The sequence below is a fragment of the Chryseobacterium sp. R2A-55 genome, from assembly GCF_021401085.1.
Taxonomy (GTDB): domain Bacteria; phylum Bacteroidota; class Bacteroidia; order Flavobacteriales; family Weeksellaceae; genus Kaistella.
The window spans coordinates 539,107-556,657 of the sequence record NZ_JACBFP010000001.1 but is presented as its reverse complement, the minus strand read 5'-3'; the positions used below and the strand labels follow the sequence as shown (position 1 = coordinate 556,657).

Annotated in this window: 17 protein-coding genes; 15 read left to right on the top strand and 2 right to left on the bottom strand. The window is 41.3% G+C overall.

Going from position 1 to position 17,551, the window contains the following annotated elements:
• The first annotated feature begins 10 nt into the window (after positions 1–10).
• The 3 genes from L0951_RS02555 (at position 11) to L0951_RS02545 (ending at position 1,923) form a co-directional block, all read left to right on the top strand.
• Positions 11–619 (top strand): LemA family protein, encoded by a 609-nt coding sequence (locus L0951_RS02555; RefSeq protein WP_234109283.1) that lies wholly within the window; start codon positions 11–13, stop codon positions 617–619.
• The gene (locus L0951_RS02550) at positions 619–1,047 is read left to right on the top strand and encodes a TPM domain-containing protein (RefSeq protein ID WP_234109282.1); all 429 of its coding nucleotides are present in this window, start codon (positions 619–621) and stop codon (positions 1,045–1,047) included. The genes L0951_RS02555 and L0951_RS02550 overlap by 1 nt, the downstream gene beginning before the upstream one ends.
• Before the next feature lie 72 nt (positions 1,048–1,119).
• On the top strand, positions 1,120–1,923 hold the full coding sequence (locus L0951_RS02545) for a TPM domain-containing protein (RefSeq protein ID WP_262908423.1): 804 nt from the start codon (positions 1,120–1,122) through the stop codon (positions 1,921–1,923).
• A 118-nt stretch (positions 1,924–2,041) separates the two neighbouring features.
• Here L0951_RS02545 and L0951_RS02540 read toward each other — a convergent pair whose 3' ends face one another.
• Positions 2,042–2,836, bottom strand: a complete 795-nt coding sequence (locus L0951_RS02540) for a head GIN domain-containing protein (RefSeq protein WP_234109281.1) — start codon at positions 2,834–2,836, stop codon at positions 2,042–2,044.
• Positions 2,837–2,895: 59 nt separating this feature from the next.
• Here L0951_RS02540 and L0951_RS02535 point away from each other — a divergent pair, with 59 nt between their 5' ends.
• From L0951_RS02535 to L0951_RS02500, 8 genes are all read left to right on the top strand, one after another.
• Complete coding sequence (locus tag L0951_RS02535; RefSeq protein WP_234109280.1) at positions 2,896–5,040, top strand: M3 family metallopeptidase; 2,145 nt, start codon at positions 2,896–2,898, stop codon at positions 5,038–5,040.
• Between the two features lie 491 nt (positions 5,041–5,531).
• The gene (locus L0951_RS02530) at positions 5,532–6,737 is read left to right on the top strand and encodes a pyridoxal phosphate-dependent aminotransferase (protein WP_234109279.1); all 1,206 of its coding nucleotides are present in this window, start codon (positions 5,532–5,534) and stop codon (positions 6,735–6,737) included.
• Between the two features lie 122 nt (positions 6,738–6,859).
• Entirely contained in the window at positions 6,860–7,909 is a 1,050-nt protein-coding gene (gene murB, locus L0951_RS02525) for a UDP-N-acetylmuramate dehydrogenase (RefSeq protein ID WP_234109278.1), read from the top strand.
• A gap of 203 nt (positions 7,910–8,112) precedes the next feature.
• Complete coding sequence (gene rpmB, locus L0951_RS02520; protein WP_048499659.1) at positions 8,113–8,349, top strand: 50S ribosomal protein L28; 237 nt, start codon at positions 8,113–8,115, stop codon at positions 8,347–8,349.
• Positions 8,350–8,355: 6 nt separating this feature from the next.
• Complete coding sequence (rpmG, locus tag L0951_RS02515) at positions 8,356–8,538, top strand: 50S ribosomal protein L33 (protein ID WP_048499660.1); 183 nt, start codon at positions 8,356–8,358, stop codon at positions 8,536–8,538.
• Between the two features lie 19 nt (positions 8,539–8,557).
• Positions 8,558–8,710, top strand: coding sequence for a DUF4295 domain-containing protein (locus tag L0951_RS02510; protein WP_234109277.1), 153 nt, complete (start codon positions 8,558–8,560; stop codon positions 8,708–8,710).
• Positions 8,711–8,893: 183 nt separating this feature from the next.
• Entirely contained in the window at positions 8,894–9,850 is a 957-nt protein-coding gene (gene ftsY / locus L0951_RS02505; protein WP_234109276.1) for a signal recognition particle-docking protein FtsY, read from the top strand.
• A 168-nt stretch (positions 9,851–10,018) separates the two neighbouring features.
• Positions 10,019–10,285, top strand: coding sequence for a GlsB/YeaQ/YmgE family stress response membrane protein (locus tag L0951_RS02500; RefSeq protein WP_234109275.1), 267 nt, complete (start codon positions 10,019–10,021; stop codon positions 10,283–10,285).
• A 74-nt stretch (positions 10,286–10,359) separates the two neighbouring features.
• Here L0951_RS02500 and sppA read toward each other — a convergent pair whose 3' ends face one another.
• Positions 10,360–12,117 (bottom strand): signal peptide peptidase SppA, encoded by a 1,758-nt coding sequence (gene sppA / locus L0951_RS02495; protein ID WP_234109274.1) that lies wholly within the window; start codon positions 12,115–12,117, stop codon positions 10,360–10,362.
• A gap of 24 nt (positions 12,118–12,141) precedes the next feature.
• On the opposite strand from sppA, the gene folK reads away from it, so the two are divergent.
• The 4 genes from folK (at position 12,142) to L0951_RS02475 (ending at position 17,545) form a co-directional block, all read left to right on the top strand.
• Entirely contained in the window at positions 12,142–12,564 is a 423-nt protein-coding gene (gene folK, locus L0951_RS02490; RefSeq protein WP_234109273.1) for a 2-amino-4-hydroxy-6-hydroxymethyldihydropteridine diphosphokinase, read from the top strand.
• A 10-nt stretch (positions 12,565–12,574) separates the two neighbouring features.
• Complete coding sequence (locus L0951_RS02485; protein WP_234109272.1) at positions 12,575–14,059, top strand: OmpA family protein; 1,485 nt, start codon at positions 12,575–12,577, stop codon at positions 14,057–14,059.
• A 38-nt stretch (positions 14,060–14,097) separates the two neighbouring features.
• Positions 14,098–15,561, top strand: coding sequence for an OmpA family protein (locus L0951_RS02480; protein ID WP_234109271.1), 1,464 nt, complete (start codon positions 14,098–14,100; stop codon positions 15,559–15,561).
• An 82-nt stretch (positions 15,562–15,643) separates the two neighbouring features.
• Positions 15,644–17,545, top strand: coding sequence for an ATP-dependent DNA helicase RecQ (locus L0951_RS02475; RefSeq protein WP_234109336.1), 1,902 nt, complete (start codon positions 15,644–15,646; stop codon positions 17,543–17,545).
• Positions 17,546–17,551 lie beyond the last annotated feature (6 nt).

The window sequence follows — 17,551 nt, the reverse complement described above, 5'->3', positions numbered from 1 at the left end:
GATAAAAACTATGAGAAACAGAGGTTGCATGAGCGCCGGAACGATTGGGATTGCTCTTCTCGTGATTGCCGCTATATTATTTTTCTGGGGTAAAAATGGGTACAATAATTTCGTGACCAAGGATCAAAATGTGAACACGAAATGGTCTAATGTGGAAACCGTTTACCAAAAGCGTGCGAACCTGATTCCAAACTTGGAAAGAACCGTCAAGGCTTATTCCCAATTCGAGCAGGAAACATTAACCAAAGTGATTGAAGCTAGGTCTAAAGCTACTTCGATTACTGTGGATCCCACCAATATGACCGAAGCAGATTTGGCAAAATTCCAGGCTGCACAAGGTGAGTTAAGTGGTGCATTAAGCCGATTGATGGCAGTGGTGGAACAATACCCAAACCTGAAGGCGGATCAGCAATACATCAATTTCCAGAGGGAATATACCGCGATTGAAAACAGCATCCGAAGCGAAACCGTTTATTACAATGAGGCCGCACAGGATTATAATACTGCGATCAAGACTTTCCCAAACAATATTCTGGCGAATTTCACCAACTTTAAAGAAAAACCCTATTTCAAAGCAGACGCAGGTGCACAGAAAGCGCCCGAAGTTTTCACCAATTAATGAATGCATTCCTCACAGATACTGAAATGGCTTCCCTGGTGGAAGCCATTCAAACAGCAGAAGATTGCTCCACTGGAGAAATCCGGATCCATATTGATTCCAATACCGAAGGAAATAATGCGGAAATAGCTTTTGCGGTTTTCAAAAGACTTTGTAAAGATCAGACTGCCGAAAAAAATGCAGTGCTCTTCCACGTGAATTTTGAAAGACAGTATCTTACCATCATAGGTGACGAGGGGATCCACAAAAAAGTCCACCAAAACTTCTGGGACAGAATGCATGACGAAGTTACTTCTCAGTTTTCAAAAAAGAAATATTTCGAAGGCCTGAAAAATGCGGTTCTGCAAACCGGCGAAGAACTCAAAAAACATTTCCCGATTACCGGTGAAAACCCAAACGAATTGCCTAATGAAATTACGTTCTCCTGATTTAGATGATAGAGGAAAGTTCATGGAGGATAGACTTGCGAGCGTTTACTAACTGAAATATTTCGACCAAAATTGAAACAAATCCTTACCTATAAAAATTTTTTCGCCTTACTGTTTCTTGGTCTGAACCTCATTGTTTCTGCCCAGAAAATTCCTGCGAAACCTGCAGTTCTTTATCCCGTTTACGATGAGGTCGGACTTTTATCCCAAACAGAAAAAGCCGCTCTTAACCAGAAGCTTATTAAGTTTTCGGATTCCACTTCCACTGAAATCGAGGTGATCATCATTCCCACCACCGGCGGCGAAGATGTGAATTACCTCGCTACCATGTACGGTCAAAAGTGGGGAATCGGGCAAAAAGGTGTGGACAATGGAATCGTTTTCCTGATCGCAACAGAAGACCACACCATGTCCATCCAGCAGGGAAGAGCGGTGGAGCAATATCTTACCGCATCAGTTGCCGGACAAATTCTGGACTATATCGTAACGCCCAATTTCAAGCAGGGACTTTGGTATGAAGGAATCAACCGCGGAACTTCGGCATTGATGGACGCGGTACAGGGAAAATTCAAACCGATTGTCAAAGACACTAATTCTGATGAGGGTTTAAGTGCGTTTCAAATATTGATTATTTGCTTTTTTGTCTTTCTCCTTATCAGTATATTTTTCAGGAATCACGGTGGTGGCGGTGGAAATAATGATGATGACGATGAAATGCTTTCCCGACGGGGACGAAGAACCTATCCAGGCGGATTCTTTCCATTCCCGGGAAGTTTTGGCGGTGGTGGATTTGGTGGCGGTTCCGGCGGTGGCGGATTTGGCGGATTCGGTGGCGGCGGAAGTTTTGGCGGGGGCGGTGCTTCTGGAGGTTGGTGATGTGTGCAGTAATTGGTGAAAAGTACGATTTTTATAAATAAAGACGCTGATTCAAGCCGAATCAGCGTCTTTATGATCAATGTTATTACGGAAAAAAAGTGGATCAAAAATCCTCCAACTAATTAATTCTCACACTTCCGCCGCTGCTCTCGCTTTTACTCAAAACATTCACCGCACCCTTTCTCAAAATCACGATATCTCCCGATGAACTTGCCGCAGCTTTTAAGCTGTTGGAAACAGACAAACTCACATCACCACTGCTTGATGCCTGAGTATCCGCATTTTCAGCAATGAGGTTTTTCGCATTGATTGTTCCGGAAGAAGATGCACGAAGATTGGCGCTTTTAGCCTTACCCGAAATAATCACCTCGCCTGAAGAACTCACCCCCGATTTCAGATTTACGGCCCAGATTTTACCGGAGAAAGTTCCCGAACTTGAAACATCGATGGACATTTCGTTGGCTTCCAGATCACCTTTCACGGTTCCGGAACTGGAAACTTCAATATCGGTTCTGTCTTGGGTAAATTTATCTTTAACGATGATGTCTGCGGAAGAACTCGCCTTTAAAACAGAAAAATCTTTGGCATAAATTCTGGCAGTCACATTTCTGCTTGAAATATTGATTCCCTGCTTGAAATGAATGTAGAGTTTTCCGCCATTATTTTCAACAAGAATATCCTCCATAAGGTCTGATGGTGCAGAAATGACGACTTTCTCCTGATTTGCTTTGAAGACTTCCGCACGGATGGACTGGGCGACTTTGATCTCATCGAAATCCATTTTATATTCCTTTTCGGTCAATGGTCCTTTTCCTTCTTTTGGAACAATGTTTAAAGGAAATCCGCCATCAGACTTGATGTTGCAGGAAAAGAGTGAGAGCGTGCAAATAGCAATTAGAGGTAGTGTTTTCATTGGGTTCATTTTTTAATTTGGTTAAAATTAATACCTTTACATTCAATAACAATCCAAAAATGAAAAATATTACATCCGTTTTATTAATTTCTTCGCTGGCTTTCAATTCCAGTTGTACCACAATGACCAAACCAGAAACTTCAAACACAGAAATCCCGGTTCCGGATGCATCTTTAGCGAATAATCCGTTTATGAAGAAAAGCACGCTTCAATACCAGGCGCCGGAATTTGACAAAATTAGGGACGAACATTTCAAACCCGCTTTCGACTTCGGTTTAAAACAGCAAATCGCTGAGCTGGAGCAGATTGCGAACAGCAAATCGATGGCTACATTCGAAAATACGATTGTTGCCATTGAAAACAGCGGCGAAGTCCTAAAAAGGGCACAAATAGTGTTTTTTAATTTGACCGGTTCCAATACTAATCCTACATTGCAGAAACTGGAAGAGGAATATGCCCCGATTTTTGCCGCGCAATCCGATAAGATTTATCTGAATGACAAAATCTATCAGCGCGTAAAAGCTATCGACTTCAGTAAACTGCAAGGTGAAGACAAACGCCTCGCCGAATATTATCTGCAAAATTTTGAAATTGCGGGAGCTAACCTTTCTGCTGAGGATAAAGAAAAAGTGAAGAAGCTGAATGAGGAATTGGCAACTTTGGCTACTCAATATTCTGCTAAGCTTTTGGAAGCCAGAAAAAATGGCGCTTTAATTGTGAATAATGCGACTGAGCTCGACGGACTTTCTGCGGATGAAATCGCTGCCGCCGCCGCCGATGCGGAGAAAGCGGGACATCAGGGAAAATATCTTCTCGCACTGCAGAACACCACCCAGCAACCATTGCTTCAAAACCTGAAAAACCGAGCCACGAGGGAAAAACTTTTTAAGGCATCTTGGTACCGTGCGGAAAAAGGTAATGCAGACGATACCAGAAGCATCCTGGAAAAGCAGGCAAAATTGAGAATGGAAAAAGCCCACGTTCAGGGAAAAAAATCTTTCGCTGAGTGGAAACTTCAAGACCAAATGGCGAAAAATCCCGAAAATGCAATGAACCTTTTGGCGCAATTGGCTAAACCGGGAGTGGAAGCCGCAACTAAAGAAAGAGATGAAATTCAGGCACTTATTGACCAACAAAAAGGAGGTTTCACCGTGGAACCTTGGGACTGGAATTTCTACGCGGAACAGGTGAGAAAGGCAAAATATGATTTGGACGAAAACCAGATCAAGCCGTATTTTGAAGTGAAAACCGTTTTAGAGAAAGGCGTTTTCTATGCGGCTGAAAAATTTTATGGAATCACATTTAAAGAAAGAAAAGACCTGCCTGTTTACCATCCGGATGTGATGACTTACGAAGTTTTTGATCGTGATGGAAAATCTTTGGCGATTTACTACCTGGATTTCTATACCCGAAGCAACAAAAGCGGTGGAGCGTGGATGAGCAATTTTGTGGAGCAGTCTCATCTTTTGGGTCAAAAACCGGTGATTGTGAATGTGTTTAATTACCAAAAGCCGGCTGAAGGAAAACCTTCACTGATTTCCTATGATGATGTTTCCACGATGTTCCACGAATTCGGGCATACTTTGCACGGTCTTTTTGCCAACCAAAAATATATTTCCATTTCAGGAACCAATACGCCGAGGGATTTCGTGGAGTTCCCTTCCCAGATCAACGAGTTCTTTGCCTTAGAACCTGCAGTTTTGAAAAATTACGCACTCCATTACCAAACCAAACAACCGATGCCGCAAACTTTGGTGGACAAGATCAAAAAGGCGGCGACTTTCAACCAAGGTTATTCTACCACGGAACTTGTTTCTGCGGCAACTTTGGATATGAACTGGCATTCGGTAACCGACGCATCGCAGTTTAAGCCGACTCTGGAATTCGAGAAAAATGTACTGAATAAGTATGGTTTCACTTTAGGTGCGGTTCCGCCGAGATACCATTCGCCGTACTTCGCGCACATTTGGGGCGGAGGTTATTCCGCAGGTTATTACGCTTATATGTGGAGCGACATGTTGAACGCAGATGCATGGGACTGGATTTCCAAAAATGGTGGAATGACCAGAGAAAACGGTGACCGTTTCAGAAAATATATTTTGTCCGTTGGGAATTCTGTGGATTTGAACCAGGCGTTTAGGGATTTCACGGGGAGAACGCCGAGTATTGATCCGCTTCTGAAGATTAAAGGATTTATCAAATAATTGTATGTGTTTGGTTAGTGGGATCGTTTAAGGACGGCTTTTTACAAAATTCTCCCATATTTCATCAGTAAAAAGTTCACTCACTGAATCTTTAAAATAACATACTTTTATTGACGCCGCGCAGGAAACTGTGCGGTGTTTTATTTGCATGATGCTGCAGAATCATATTCCCTTGTTGTCCTTTTTTATGAATGGTTATGGATTTTTGGTGATCAGGAGATCATGGATGTAGAGGTGATGAAACTCTATTTTCATGACTTTTTTAGTTGAGTCACACTTAGCGAATATTTTCCTGTTACTGAGGGGATAAGGAGGCTTTTTTCTTTCAGAATAAGCGGCTCAGAACTTTTAGCCCGGATTGAGCGGGTCTGTTTGAGCTCTCCCGATCGAAGATCGGGAAGCGAGCCGTGAAAGCCGGTTGGAATTTTCGGAGAAGCGGAAATGGTGATGCTCCATAAAAAAAGTAGTATTTTTGTGAAAATTTTAAATTCATGCCGAAAATATCCAAACGTGCCCAAAATATGCCGGCTTCTCCGGTTCGAAAATTAGTTCCGTATGCCATTCAGGCAAAGCAGAAAGGGATCAAAGTATATCACCTGAATATTGGTCAACCCGACATTGAAACGCCGAAAACCGCTCTGGATGCCGTGAAAAACAATCATTTAAAGATTTACGAATACGCGCTTTCTGAAGGAAATCTGGAGTACCGCGAAGCGTTGCAGGATTACTACCACCGTTTGGGATTCACGGATTTGACGACCAAAGATTTTATTGTGACCAACGGAGGTTCGGAAGCGCTTAATTTTGCGATTTCTACTTTGTGCGATGATGGTGACGAGGTGATTATTCCGGAACCCTATTATGCGAACTACAATGGTTTTGCGCATACTTTCAATGTGAATGTGGTGGCAGTTCCGTCCTCAATCGACACGGGATTTGCACTTCCGCCAATGGAAGAGTTCGAGAAAAAAATCACTGATAAAACCAGGGCGATCATCATCTGTAATCCGGGAAATCCGACCGGCTACCTTTACACGAGGGAAGAGCTGGGAAAACTGGCGCAGATCGCTTTGAAACACGATATTGTGATTATCTCAGATGAAGTGTACCGCGAATATGTGTACGACGGAAAACATCAGATTTCGATGCTTGAATTTAGCGAGTTGAAAGACCACTGCATCATCATTGATTCTGAATCTAAAAGGTATTCGATGTGTGGTGCAAGAATCGGTTTCATGATCACGCGCTCGAAAGAAATCCACGATGCGGCGATGCTTTTTGCACAGGCGAGACTGAGTCCGGTTTTGTTAGGACAAATTGCGGCGGCTGCAGCACACCACAACGATACCGAATATATTTTAAAAGTTCGTGAGGAATATACGAAGCGGAGAAACCTCCTGGTGGACTTGCTGAACGGAATTCCGGGCGTGATTTGCCCGAAACCGAAAGGAGCTTTTTATTGCGGTGTGGAACTTCCGATCGACGATTCGGATAAGTTTGCGCAATGGCTTCTGGAAAGTTATTCAAATAAGGGTGAAACGATTATGGTGGCACCGATGAGTGGATTTTACAGCAATCCGGAATTGGGCAAAAAACAAGTCCGTATCGCATATGTTTTAAAGGAAGACGATTTGAGACGAAGTGCGGAATTGCTGGAAGATGCGCTGAAAAAATATAAGGTGGAGTTTAATCTCTAGCCAGTTTTATAGGGCTGTAAATAGCTAATTAATTTTGTATTCGTAGCAGTTTTTTGACCCTCATGAATGTGTGTTTAAAAAAAATAATGATTGCACGTCTTTCCTCTCTTTTCTCATTTTAGATGACCATCCAAGAAAACTATTCTCTAAAAAGCCACAACACTTTCGGCGTTGATGTTACTGCAAAATATTTTGTGGAAGTTAACTCCAATGATGAACTTGTTGAGGTTTTGAAATATTATAATACGCTCCACCCGATATCGGTCGGGACGTCGAACTCTGCAATTTCCAAGCTTTTCCTCGGTGGAGGAAGCAATGTTCTTTTCACGAAAGATTTCGATGGTTTGGTGATCCAATTGAATGTAAAGGGGATTTCGGAAAAAGTTTTAAACGAAAACGAAGTTTTGGTCACTGCACATGCAGGAGAAAACTGGCATGAATTTGTTCAGTTTTGCCTAAATAAAGACTATGGCGGATTGGAGAACTTATCACTGATTCCGGGAAATGTGGGGACTTCGCCGATGCAGAATATCGGTGCGTACGGAACTGAAATTAAAGACACTTTTGTGTCATGCAAAGTTTTGAATCTGGAAACGTTGGAGAACGAGGAATTTGACCATGAAAAATGCAGCTTCGGATACAGGGACTCCATTTTTAAGCAGGAAGGAAGAGGGAAATATGTGATTTTGGACGTAACTTTTAAACTCACCACAAAAAACCACGCCATCAAGACCGAATACGGCGCCATCAAAAATGAACTGGAAAAGATGGGAATTGTGAATCCCACGATTCAGGATGTTTCGCAAGCCGTCATCCATATTCGTGAAAGCAAATTGCCCGACCCGAAAGTCATCGGAAATGCGGGAAGTTTCTTTAAAAACCCTACGATTCCTTTGATTCAATTTTTGGAAGTGCAGAAAATATATCCAGAAATGCCGCATTATCCAAGTGGCGATTTGGTAAAAGTTCCGGCAGGTTGGCTCATCGAGCAGTGTGGGTGGAAGGGAAGACGGATCGGGAACGTGGCTTCGCATGAGCTTCAGGCACTGGTGATTGTGAATAAGACCGGGAATGCAACCGGGAAAGAGATTTTTGATTTTTCTTCGATGATTATTGAATCAGTGAAAGAAAAATTCGGGATCGAATTAGAAAGAGAGGTGAATATAATTTAGGACGGATGAGATTCACAGTCTTTTACGTTGAAAATCTAAATTGATTAGTGATAACCGGGTTTTTGGCCTTGATTTTCTTGCGCTTTCGGACCTCGGTTGTGCCACTTTTAGAAAAAAAAATTTCAAAAAGATTTGTCTATGCAAAATTTTCTAACTACTTTTGCACTCTCAAATATTTAGTAGTAATAATAGAACATCGGGATATGTCAAGAATTTGCCAAATAACAGGAAAGCGTGCAATGGTAGGAAACAATGTTTCTCACGCTAATAACAAGACGAAGCGTCGTTTTGAGATTAACCTATTGGAGAAGAAATTTTACCTTCCAGAGCAGGAAAAATCTGTAACTTTGAAAGTTTCTGCACACGGATTGAGAATCATCAATAGAATTGGGATTGAGGAAGCGTTGGAAAGAGCAACAAGAAACGGATTTATTAAATAAGAAATCATGGCAAAAAAAGGAAATAGAGTTCAGGTGATCCTGGAGTGCACAGAGCACAAGGAATCCGGTATGGCAGGAATGTCCAGATACATCACTACAAAAAATAAGAAGAACACTACTGAGAGATTGGAGTTGAAAAAATTCAACCCTGTTTTGAAGAAATATACTGTTCATAAAGAAATCAAGTAATTTTTTAAAGTTATAAGAAATGGCAAAGAAAGTAGTAGCGTCACTAAAGGACGGGTCTTCTAAGAAAATGACCAAAGTGATCAAAATGGTGAAGTCACAGAAATCTGGGGCCTACGTTTTTGAAGAAAAAGTAATGAACGCAGACGAAGTGGATGCTTATTTGAAGAAATAATTTCCATTCGCTGACAGATATAAAACTATCCTTTTGGGATAGTTTTTTTTATGGCAATCGCATACCCCTATATGTTTTTAGTTTTTTATACGGGTGCCTTTTTATTACCTTTGATGAAAATTTACAGTTTTGGAGACGAAACTGACATTATATTTTCTGAAAATTTTTAACTGTAATTAATATATGTCCTGGTTCAAAAAAATATTTAACAAAGAGGAAAAAGAAACGCTTGACCAAGGTTTGGAAAAATCCAGGCAGGGTTTTTTCGAGAAAATTTCTAAGGCCGTAGTCGGTAAATCAAAAGTTGATGAAGATGTGCTGGATGATTTGGAAGAGATCCTTATAGCTTCTGATGTAGGTGCTTCCACGACGATCAAGATCATCGAAAGGATTGAAAACCGGGTTGCGAGGGACAAATTCGTGGGAACTGACGAACTGGACCAAATCTTGCGCGAAGAAATTTCAGGTCTTCTTTTGGAAAATCCACATGCAGGAACCGGAAATATAGATGAAAGCAAAAAGCCTTATGTCATCATGGTGGTCGGTGTAAATGGTGTTGGAAAAACCACTACGATCGGTAAACTGGCACACCAATTTAAATCTGAGGGAAAATCAGTTGTTTTAGGCGCTGCCGATACCTTCCGAGCCGCTGCAGTGGATCAGCTCGTGATTTGGAGCGAAAGGGTAGGCGTTCCAATTGTGAAGCAGAATATGGGGAGCGATCCCGCTTCTGTAGCGTTTGACACTGTTCAAAGTGCGGTGGCCAATCATGCAGATGTGGTGATCATCGATACCGCTGGAAGACTGCACAACAAAGTGAATCTGATGAACGAGCTCACCAAAATCAAAAGAGTGATGCAGAAAGTGATTCCAGACGCACCACACGAAATTCTTTTGGTTCTGGATGGAAGTACCGGACAAAACGCATTCGAACAAGCGAAACAGTTTACGGCTGCCACCGAAGTGAATGCTTTGGCGGTGACTAAACTAGACGGAACCGCAAAAGGAGGAGTGGTGATCGGGATTTCAGACCAGTTCCAGATTCCGGTCAAATACATCGGTGTTGGTGAAAAAATGACTGACCTGCAACTCTTCAATGGAGCCGAGTTCGTGGATTCTTTTTTCAAGAAGAGAAATTAATTGCTTGACCATTAAATATTTAATTGTACTTTTACCATGATGAAAGTTTGCGATCCGTGGGAAAAATAATGCATTGGTAAGAAATTGATTCCCGCTTTGGTCTTATGTTTGATGAAAATATTAAAGAGATACCAAATTCACTAAATATTAACATTAAAATTTAAAACTATGTGGGACATTATTGTATGGGTTGTTTTCGGAGTTGTTGCCGGCGCAATCGCTAAATGGATTATGCCGGGTACGCAAGGCGGCGGTTTTCTAATCACTTCCATCCTCGGAATCATTGGTGCGATGATTGGCGGTTTTATTGGGAATGCTCTTTTTGGAAAGGGAGTGTCCAACCAAATCTTCAGTTTTTATTCGATGGGAATGGCTGTTTTAGGGGCATTAATTGTCCTGTGGATTTACGGAAAGGCAACCGCCAAACGTGATTAATTAAAAATCTTAACAAATCAATAATCCCGGCTCATATGGAGTCGGGATTATTTTTGCTCTTAAAGTATATCCTGTCAGAATTTCACTTGGTACGGCATTTCCATCATCACTCCATTCTGCATTTTGGGATCGGTGAGCTGCTGGAAAACCTTGTAATTCTGGGTGCCGATTTTACTCTTAATCAGCCTTGCAGAGAGGTCTTCGCCTTCCATATTTTTGAAAATCTGCTCCCACGCACTTATTTTTTTAGGATAAGTAGCTACATTATAGTCCTTTAGGTTTGCTTTTTGTGCTGCAAAACGGATCGCATCATTTAAACTGCCAAGCTCGTCCACCAAACCGATTTGTTTTGCCCGGGTTCCGCTCCATACTCTTCCGCCACCGATTTCATCAATCTGTTCAAAGGATTTTTTCCGGTTTTTGGTCACGAAGTATACAAATCTTTTATAGGTTTCTTCTACGCTTTTGGTCATGATGTTTACTGTTCCCGGGGACATTCCGTTTAGCACCGAAACCATGTTGGAATTGGCGTTGGTGGAGACTTCATCTGCCCGGATTCCATTTCTGGCTGCAAGTTCTTTTACATGGGCAAAAACTCCGAAAACACCAATCGATCCGGTGATGGTATTCGGCTCTGAGTAAATTTTATCTGCGCCCATCGCGACATAATAACCTCCTGAAGCTGCATAATCCCCGAAAGAAATAATCAGAGGCTTTTTCTTTTTCAGCTGTTCGAGTTCAAATAATATTTCATCGGATGCATTTGCGCTTCCTCCCGGAGAATTGACGCGGAAAACCACGGCTTTCACCTTGTCGTTTTCCGCAAGTTTCTTGATATCTCTCACGAATTTTTCCGCGTGCACATCTTCATAGCCATCTCCATTATAAATTGCACCAGATGCATATAAGACAGCGACTTGATTGTCTTTTTTCGTCAGGTCTTCGTGGTAAGAATCAATGTATTTCGAAAAGGTGATTTTGTGGAGTTTATCTTTTTCTGATAATTTTAATTTGGATTTGATCAAATTGTCATATTCAGTTTTCTGCAAGAGCTTGTCAACCAGTTTGTTTTTCAGGCTTAAATCAGGGATGATTGCATAGAGACTATCCACCGCGATGCGAAATTGTGCAGAATCAATTTTTCTGGACCGGTATATTTTTGTGGAAGTCTGTCCCCAGATGTCGTTCAGCAAAGTAGAGAGTTGCTCCCTGTTCTCTGGTGAGATTTCGTTTCTCATGTAGGGTTCCACTGCCGCCTTGAATTTTCCGTGTCGAATGACCTGAATGCCAATGCCATATTTATCTGCAAAATTTTTGAAGAACGGAACTTCTGTTGACATGCCACGCAGCTCAATTCCTCCGGAAGGATTCAGGAAATATTGATCGGCTACAGAGCCCAAATAATAGGCTCCCTGTGACACCACATTTCCGTATGCATATACAAATTTCCCACTTTTCTTAAAGTCTTCCAAAGCAGCACGCACATCGTCAAGCTGGGTGATTCCTGCCTTGATTCCATCGGTTTCAATGCTGATTCCCATGATTTTATCGTCGGTTTTCGCTTTTTTTATGGCTTCTAACATATCGTAAATCAACACATTGCTTTGCTGTTTTTGATTGAGTGAAAACATGCCGTCCTGGTCTTCAGTTGGGCTATCGATGATGTTGGTGTTAAAGTCCAGCGTAAGTACTGAGTTTTTCCTCACCGAGGATTTACTGCTATCGCCGATGGCGCTGGAAACCACCATAAAAGCAATAAAAATAAAAAACAGAGCAATTACCACCATAATTGCCACTATATTTGCCAGTACGTATTTAAGAAAATTTTTCATAAATTTAATTGGTTTTTAATCAATATGTCGCAACATTTGGTAACTTTGTTACTGGGGAGCAACCTCGGTGACCGAAAAAAGAACTTAGAGACTGCCATTCAATTAATTGAGAAGGAAATCGGTCCCATTGAGAAGAGAACGGAATTTCTAAGTACTGAGCCTGTTGGATTTGTTAGTAACAATATTTTTTGTAATATTGCATTACATATAAAAACACAATTTTCACCGGTCGAGCTCTTGAATCTTCTGAAAAATATTGAACATTTAATGGGAAGGAAAGAGGACACATTAATTTCTAAAGAATACTCAGACAGGGTGATTGATATAGATATTGTTCTTTTTGGTAATTTCCATTTTTATTCGGAGAGATTGCAGATACCGCATACGAGGCATTTTCATGAACGTGAGTTTTCAAGAAGGTTGTTAGATGAGTTGACACAACATTAAAAACAATAATATGAAATTAAATTTATTAATAGCTCTAGTTTTGCCCATTGCTTTCTTTGCGCAAAGTAATAGGAACGCTGCTAATAACTCGGATTATCCGAATGCCTTTACTTCAGGTTCTGCAAAAGTACATCCCTTTAATAATTCATCCAGATTTTTTCGTGATTGGGCGATTTCTCTTGGTGGAGGTGGAGCATTCTTGCAATCCGCTGATGTGAATTCTTTCTACGATGGCAAAGTCAATTTCGGTTGGAATGGCTATATCAGTCTGGACAAGCAAATCAGCCATACTTTCGGTATGAGCTTGCAGTATCAAATGGGAAAAACAAATCAAAAGGCACTTCTTCCTGGCGAAGCAGGAGTGAAGGCCGGTGTTGCTACTGCGTGGACAAAATATCACCAGATTTCTTTACTTGGTGATATTAATTTTTCTAACCTCCTTAGAAGAGTAGATAATCACTCCCCTTACCGATGGGCATTGCACGGATATGCGGGGGTCGGTTTTCAGGGATTTAATACGTTATTGCTTGATAATGATATGTCCAGATGGAATGATAACCCCAGAAGAATTCCTATTGAAATAGACCAAAAGTTGGGACTTGACAGTTTCTTTTATCAGGTGGGAACGGGTGTGAAGTATAATGCATCTAAATTAGTAGACATTGAAGCGCGTGCCATGTATATCATCACAGGAGATGATTCATTTGACGGAGGTGGTCACGGCTTTGATGCAATACCAAGATATAATCAGCTTACCACTGGTCATTCAGATAATTTTTTCACGGTAAACTTAGGGGTAACCTTCAAATTAGGGAAACAGGAAACCCATTTAACATGGTGGGATCCATTGCAAAATGCAAATAGCAGGATAAAATTGCTTGAGGATACACAAACAGATTTTGTGGTTTGTGAAAAAGGTGATCAAGATAATGACGGGGTTTGCGATGATTGGGACAGGCAGCTAGATACACCTTTGGGAGCCAGAGTTGATGGAGCAGGTGTAGCATTGGACATGGATTTAGATGGTGTAATTGACCTTTATGATAAGTGTGTAACCGTTCCGGGACCTGTAGAAAACAATGGCTGCCCAGTCGTTTCCGCAGCGGCTCCTGCTTCTAATCAGTCAGCGATTGACCAGATCAACAAACATTTTGAAGGGATCCGGTTTGAGTTGAACAGTGACAAAATTAGAACCAAGTCACTCAGTAACTTAGATCAAGCCGCAGAAATTATCAAAGGTTTAGGCAGCAATAATCAATTCATGGTGATTGGAGCTACCGATGCAAGAGGTTCTGCTGAGATCAATCAAAGACTTTCTCAGAGAAGAGCTGATGCGGTAGTTAAATATCTTGAATCAAAAGGAGTGAGCCCATCAGTTTTAACTGCTGAAGGGCGGGGTAAGACGGATCTAAAATATCCTGAATGTGATCCAGCTACAAAATGTCCTGAGTGGAAAAATGAAGCGAATAGGAGGGTTTATTTCACTCAAAAATGAAGACTTCATCATTAATTAACAAATAAAACATAAATAATATGAAACTAGATTTAAAAATGATAGCATTGGCACTGGTCATTCCTGTCGCCGCTTTTGCACAAGACTCTGTTTCAGTTCCTTCTGGCAAATATCCGAATGCCTATACTTCTGGTTCGGCAAATGTGTCACCATTTACCCAGGAATCCAAGAGGTTTAATGATTGGGCAATTTCCGCCGGAGTTGGAGTTCCACTGATGCAGTCGTCTGACCTTACTTCCATTAAAGGATTTGGAGCAGGAAAAAATTTGTTTGGTTGGTCTGCCTATTTAAGTGTAGACAAAGCCATCACCCATGCTTTTGGTTTGAAACTTCAATATGATAAAGGGGAGAGCAGACAAGGTTTTGTGAATACAAAAGACCATGTTGCCACCACGGAAGGTGCGGGTGCAAGAACTCAATATGATGCCATCTCATTGTTAGGAGATATCAACTTCTCCAATCTATTGAGAAGAGTTGATAATCATTCCCCATTCCGCTGGGCGCTGCATGGTTATGCAGGTGTGGGTTCACTTGCTTATAGAGCGTACAGACAAGATCCCGGTCCGGTTTACAACCAGTCTCTCATCACCGAAGTCAAACCGTTTAAGCTCGGAAGTTTATTTGCCCAAGCCGGTGCAGGTTTGAAGTACCGTGCAACCAAATCATTAGATATTGAAACCAGAATGATGTATTTGGTTTCTGGCGATGATACTTTTGACGGAGCAGGCGGCGCTACTTACAATGGAAAAGTTAATGACAACCCCTCTGATAATTTGATTAATATTACCCTCGGAGCAACATTAAATTTGGGCAAACACGAGTCTCACCTGTTCTGGCATGACCCGTTGCAAGAGATCTACTATAAATTAGATGTGCTGGCCGACAAAAATGTGGATGTGGAGGTATGCAAAAAAGGAGATGCCGATAATGATGGTGTTTGCGATGACTGGGACAGACAGCTCGACACGCCAGCTGGAGCAAGAGTTGACGGTGCCGGTGTTGCACTGGACACAGATTTGGATGGTGTCATTGACCTTTATGACAAATGCGTTACTGTTCCCGGACCGGTAGAAAATAACGGTTGTCCTTACTCCAACGCCAATTCTGGAAATACTTCCTCCACAGTTACGGACAACACCTCAGTGCTGCAAGGAATTGAGTTTGATTTAGATTCAGACAAAATTCTTCCATCCAATACACCTATCCTAAATAATGCTGTAAATTATATCAATTCCAGCGCAGGATCCTACCGGGTAATTGGTGCTACGGACACCAGAGCTTCTGAAGCATATAACCAAAAGCTTTCCGAAAGAAGAGCAAACAGCGTTAAAAACTACTTGATTCAAAATGGTGTGAACTCCGATAAATTGGAGGCCATTGGTCACGGTAAAAAAGATCTTAAATATCCGGAATGTAACCCTGCAACCAAATGCCCTGAATGGAAAAACAGAGCAAACCGCAGAGTTTATTTCGAGGCCAAATAATTTTCAGGCCATCTCAATTCAAAAGTCACGCTTGCCGTGGCTTTTTTTTGTATCTGGAAATTTCTTTTCCTATTTTTACCTGATGATTTCGACTGAAGATTTTGCCCATTTGAAATACGATACCCTGAAACATTTTTGGGGTTATGATTCTTTTCGGGATATGCAGGAACAGATCATAGATTCCGTGATCTTGCAGAAAGATGCACTCGCATTGCTTCCCACAGGTGGTGGGAAATCTCTTTGCTACCAATTGCCGGCGCTCATCCAGGAAGGAACCTGCCTCGTAATTTCACCACTTTTAGCTTTGATGAAAGATCAGGTTGCACAACTCAAAATGCGCGGAATCGAAGCAGAGTATCTCTCTTCCGAACTGGATGAGTTTGATGCGGAAATCATTTTCAACCGATGCAAGGATGGGCTTACCAAATTACTTTATGTATCGCCCGAAAGGCTAAACAACCGTTTTTTCCTGGAAAACATAGAAGAGATCCAACTCTCCTTCATCGCCGTGGATGAGGCACACTGCATTTCGGAATGGGGGCAGGATTTTCGTCCCAGTTACCAGAAAATCAAAAACTTCAGGGAGCGGTTTAAAAATATCCAGTGTCTTGCATTGACTGCCACTGCTACCCGCAAAGTTCTGAAGGAAATCACTGACAAACTCAATCTCCGAAACCCCGGAATTTTCCAGAAAAGTTTTGAAAGATCAAATATCCATATCATCTGCGAGAAAATCGCGGATAAATATGAAAGGGTTTTGCAACTGATGAGGTACAACCGCTCATCGGGAATCATCTATGTTAGAACCCGGAAAGATGCAGAAGAACTGACTAAATTCCTGCAGCGAAACCAAATCCAAAACGTAGACTATTTTCATGCTGGTTTAGCATTCAAAGAGAAAAACGCCAGGCAAAACAATTGGCTGCAAAGAAATGACCATGTACTGATTTGCACTAATGCATTCGGAATGGGAATCGACAAAGAAAATGTTCGTTTGATTGTTCATTTCTCTCCACCGCAATCCGTGGAAAATTATTATCAGGAAATCGGAAGAGCCGGCCGAGATGGCGGGGAATCCTATGCATTTCTTTTTTGGAATGACCAGGAGCTGATGAATTTTGATGAACAACTGAAAAATCTAATTCCTTCGAAATCTGAATTTGTAAAGATCGTTTCCTTCATTTATTCCACATTTCAAATTGCGGATCACGAACTTCCGGAAAAGACGTTTCAGCTTCACATTCAGCATATCCAGAATTTCACGAAATCCTCTTTGGGAAAAATTCGGAATGTGCTGAACTTTATGCATCAGCAAGAGCTGATTTTCTATAATAATAATAAGGCGCTTTCTTCGCTGGAAATAAAGGTGAAAGCGGAAGAATTAGATTTACTTTCAAAAAACGATGGGTATTTCACTGAGCTGCTCTTTCGAAACTTGCCGGGACTGACCTCGCATAAGGTCATGTTTAGCGAACTGGGTTTGAGCAGAAAAATTGGGACCGATCCTTTTTTGTTGAAAGAAAAAATCAAGGAATTACAAAAAAAGGATTACCTGGAATACATTGACGGCGCATTGTCAAGCATCAAATTCCTTCAAGGTCGTGATGAACGTGCAATCACCGGAAAATATTGGAACCTCTTTCACCAAATTCAAAAAAACAAGCTCACGAAATGGGAGGAAATGAAATTTTTTGTAACCAATTCGGACCACTGCAAAATGAAGATGATCCTTTCCTATTTTGGTGAAAAAAATCCAAAGAATTGCGGAAAATGTTCCTATTGCGAAAAACAAAAAGATAGTATTTTTGGGCGGAATATTTCCAGTGAAATCTTGAACGCACTTCAGGAAAAACCATACAATGTTGATGAGCTCACCATTAAACTTAATTATTTCGAAAGAGATAATATTCTGGAAAATTTGATTTACCTGCTGGATTCTGGAAAGGTAAAAATGCTCAATTTCAGAACTTATTCTTTGGCTTAAATAATT

What these genes read in the sequence shown, in the direction of transcription:
- L0951_RS02550 (WP_234109282.1), top strand. Translation starts at nt 619, where the DNA reads ATGAATGCATTCCTCACAGATACTGAAATGGCTTCCCTGGTGGAAGCC.
- rpmG (WP_048499660.1), top strand. Translation starts at nt 8,356, where the DNA reads ATGGCAAAAAAAGGAAATAGAGTTCAGGTGATCCTGGAGTGCACAGAG.
- L0951_RS02530 (WP_234109279.1), top strand. Translation starts at nt 5,532, where the DNA reads ATGCCGAAAATATCCAAACGTGCCCAAAATATGCCGGCTTCTCCGGTT.
- L0951_RS02480 (WP_234109271.1), top strand. Translation starts at nt 14,098, where the DNA reads ATGAAACTAGATTTAAAAATGATAGCATTGGCACTGGTCATTCCTGTC.
- L0951_RS02475 (WP_234109336.1), top strand. Translation starts at nt 15,644, where the DNA reads ATGATTTCGACTGAAGATTTTGCCCATTTGAAATACGATACCCTGAAA.
- sppA (WP_234109274.1), bottom strand. Translation starts at nt 12,117, where the DNA reads ATGAAAAATTTTCTTAAATACGTACTGGCAAATATAGTGGCAATTATG.
- L0951_RS02485 (WP_234109272.1), top strand. Translation starts at nt 12,575, where the DNA reads ATGAAATTAAATTTATTAATAGCTCTAGTTTTGCCCATTGCTTTCTTT.
- L0951_RS02535 (WP_234109280.1), top strand. Translation starts at nt 2,896, where the DNA reads ATGAAAAATATTACATCCGTTTTATTAATTTCTTCGCTGGCTTTCAAT.
- murB (WP_234109278.1), top strand. Translation starts at nt 6,860, where the DNA reads ATGACCATCCAAGAAAACTATTCTCTAAAAAGCCACAACACTTTCGGC.
- L0951_RS02500 (WP_234109275.1), top strand. Translation starts at nt 10,019, where the DNA reads ATGTGGGACATTATTGTATGGGTTGTTTTCGGAGTTGTTGCCGGCGCA.
- L0951_RS02510 (WP_234109277.1), top strand. Translation starts at nt 8,558, where the DNA reads ATGGCAAAGAAAGTAGTAGCGTCACTAAAGGACGGGTCTTCTAAGAAA.
- L0951_RS02555 (WP_234109283.1), top strand. Translation starts at nt 11, where the DNA reads ATGAGAAACAGAGGTTGCATGAGCGCCGGAACGATTGGGATTGCTCTT.
- rpmB (WP_048499659.1), top strand. Translation starts at nt 8,113, where the DNA reads ATGTCAAGAATTTGCCAAATAACAGGAAAGCGTGCAATGGTAGGAAAC.
- folK (WP_234109273.1), top strand. Translation starts at nt 12,142, where the DNA reads ATGTCGCAACATTTGGTAACTTTGTTACTGGGGAGCAACCTCGGTGAC.
- ftsY (WP_234109276.1), top strand. Translation starts at nt 8,894, where the DNA reads ATGTCCTGGTTCAAAAAAATATTTAACAAAGAGGAAAAAGAAACGCTT.
- L0951_RS02540 (WP_234109281.1), bottom strand. Translation starts at nt 2,836, where the DNA reads ATGAAAACACTACCTCTAATTGCTATTTGCACGCTCTCACTCTTTTCC.